4 protein-coding genes are annotated in these 2,044 nt (G+C 57.3%); all 4 read left to right on the top strand.

Going from position 1 to position 2,044, the window contains the following annotated elements; translation table 11 throughout:
* On the top strand, positions 1–451 hold a 451-nt coding region (locus tag GGQ90_RS28790; RefSeq protein ID WP_246428516.1), incomplete at its 5' end, for a HupE/UreJ family protein.
* Positions 448–1,038, top strand: coding sequence for a hypothetical protein (locus GGQ90_RS28795; RefSeq protein WP_188084641.1), 591 nt, complete (start codon positions 448–450; stop codon positions 1,036–1,038). The genes GGQ90_RS28790 and GGQ90_RS28795, both read left to right, overlap by 4 nt.
* Positions 1,039–1,069: 31 nt before the next feature.
* Positions 1,070–1,393 (top strand): DUF6488 family protein, encoded by a 324-nt coding sequence (locus GGQ90_RS28800; protein WP_223178514.1) that lies wholly within the window; start codon positions 1,070–1,072, stop codon positions 1,391–1,393.
* A 221-nt stretch (positions 1,394–1,614) separates the two neighbouring features.
* Positions 1,615–1,989 carry a hypothetical protein gene (locus GGQ90_RS28805; protein ID WP_188084642.1) on the top strand — a complete coding sequence of 125 codons (375 nt, stop codon included), beginning with the start codon at positions 1,615–1,617 and terminating at the stop codon, positions 1,987–1,989.
* Positions 1,990–2,044 lie beyond the last annotated feature (55 nt).

Below are 2,044 nucleotides of genomic sequence, written 5' to 3' on the forward strand. Positions count from 1 at the left end.
GGCTTCATCTTCGTTCCTTCGTCACTACGACGAAGCCCAGATCCTCCTTAAATCACAACCTCAAATCTGTGCCATTGGTGCTGACGGCGGACAGGTCGTTTACAAGGCGCTCGACAATCTTGGGGCGTTTCAGCGCTGGTTCGGGTTCCAGCCGAATACGAAGGCGGCCGTGCTGATCTTTGGCTTCTTCCATGGCTTCGGCCTGGCGACGAAGCTGCAGGATTTCGCGCTATCGTCTGATGGCCTGATCACCAATCTCATCGCTTTCAACGTCGGTGTCGAGATGGGTCAGATCCTGGCACTGTCGGCCATCCTCATCATCATGGGTTATTGGCGGCGTACTCGCAGCTTCGCCCAACATGCCTTCACCGCGAACGTCGTGCTGATGACTGCCGGCTTCGTTCTCACCGGCTATCAGCTTGCCGCCCTGTTCTTGGGAGACCCCTCATGACCCGACCCCACTCGCCCATGCCGGGCGAACTGCCCACCCTTGGCCAACTAAATCGGGCTACACTCATCGCTTTCGGCGCCGCTGCGGTCATCTTGGTGACGACCGTGCTGCCAGCGGAATATGGCGTCGATCCGACCGGCGTCGGTGGCGCCCTCGGCCTCACCCCGATGGGCGAGATGAAGCAGGCTGAACATGATGCTGCGCCAGTGGCGTCGTCCGCACAGGCTACGCCAACGGCGTCCAAGCCGGCCGTGGCTGCCCCGGGTGAACCGGTCCAGGTCGTCATTACGCTCAAGCCCAACGAAGGGCGCGAGATCAAGGCAGTAATGACCGCCGGCAGCGCGATGCGCTACGCTTGGAAAACCGATGGCGCGAAGATCCGCTACGAATTGCATGGCGAGGAATTCAACGCGCCTGAAGGTGAATACACCAGCTACGAGAAGGGCACGTCGGCCGGTGAAAGCGGATCTTTCACAGCCCCCTTCGACGGTACGCATGGCTGGTACTGGAAGAACAAGACCAGCGAGCCTGTCACCATCACTGCATCTGCGACCGGTGGCTTTTCCGCCTTCGCAGCCAAGCCCTGACCCAAATTCATAATGAGAGAAGGAAAATCTGATGCGTAAATTCATTATCGCAGCTGCCGTTGTTCTCGCCCCCGTGTCCCCGTTGATGGCGCATGGCAATCATGACGAAGAAGAGCAGGATCGTCCTGTTCAGCAGGTGGCGAAGGACAATGTCATCAAGCTCATCACCAAGGGTACATTGCCGGCGAGCTGGTCAAAGGCGAAGTTCGTAGAAACGAAGTCGCGTACCGTTCAGGGCGCCCGTCAGGATGTGGTGATCTTCCGCAACGACGCTGAACCGGAAGCTCGCAAGCTGTTGTACGTTGCGTTGAAGCCGGACGGCACCTTCGTTTCGGCGAACTATAAGCTGAAGTGAGAAGTGATGGGCGCGGTCGATTGGCCGCGCCCATATTTCTGTCGTCATGAAGATCCGACGGCAACGATATCCAGCAGGAAGTCGAATCTTCTGATCAAGCCCGGAATTGAACCGTTGGAGCCCTGCGACCATCGGCGGCACCTTTTAGAGATCGATTTCAGCGGATGGCATGTCCATATCTCTCTTATTGCGCACGCTCATCGCTAGGGAAATTATGCCGAATGAGACAGACTAAGTCGTTTCAACGCGAATGGATTGTTTCAATCCTGGTTATGACATTCGCGCTAACGCTTGCCATCGGGATTGGTTTTCTGGCGGGTTATTATATCCCGTCGGCTTCTGACGATATGTCGGAGATCTGTCGAAATTTGCCAAAGAAAGCACCGATGGCGGATTGTATCGCTCTGCGTTCAGCAGTTGCTACTGAGCAGGCGACATCGACAGCGCAATGGGGTCTGCTGATCGCGGTTGGCTCGCTTTGCGCTAGCAGCGCGGCGCTGTTGGGATTGATCAGCGCCTTCAAGCAAGGGCAGCGTACGATCGGGATAGCCACCGATGCTGATTCCGAGGGAAGCCGCCCCCTCATTCCGAAATGATGCCGCCCCCCTGTTCCGAGAATTACTCGCCCCCTGATTCCGAGATGATGTCGCC

The sequence above is a fragment of the Sphingobium scionense genome (assembly GCF_014197035.1).
GTDB classification, from domain to species: Bacteria; Pseudomonadota; Alphaproteobacteria; order Sphingomonadales; family Sphingomonadaceae; genus Sphingobium; species Sphingobium scionense.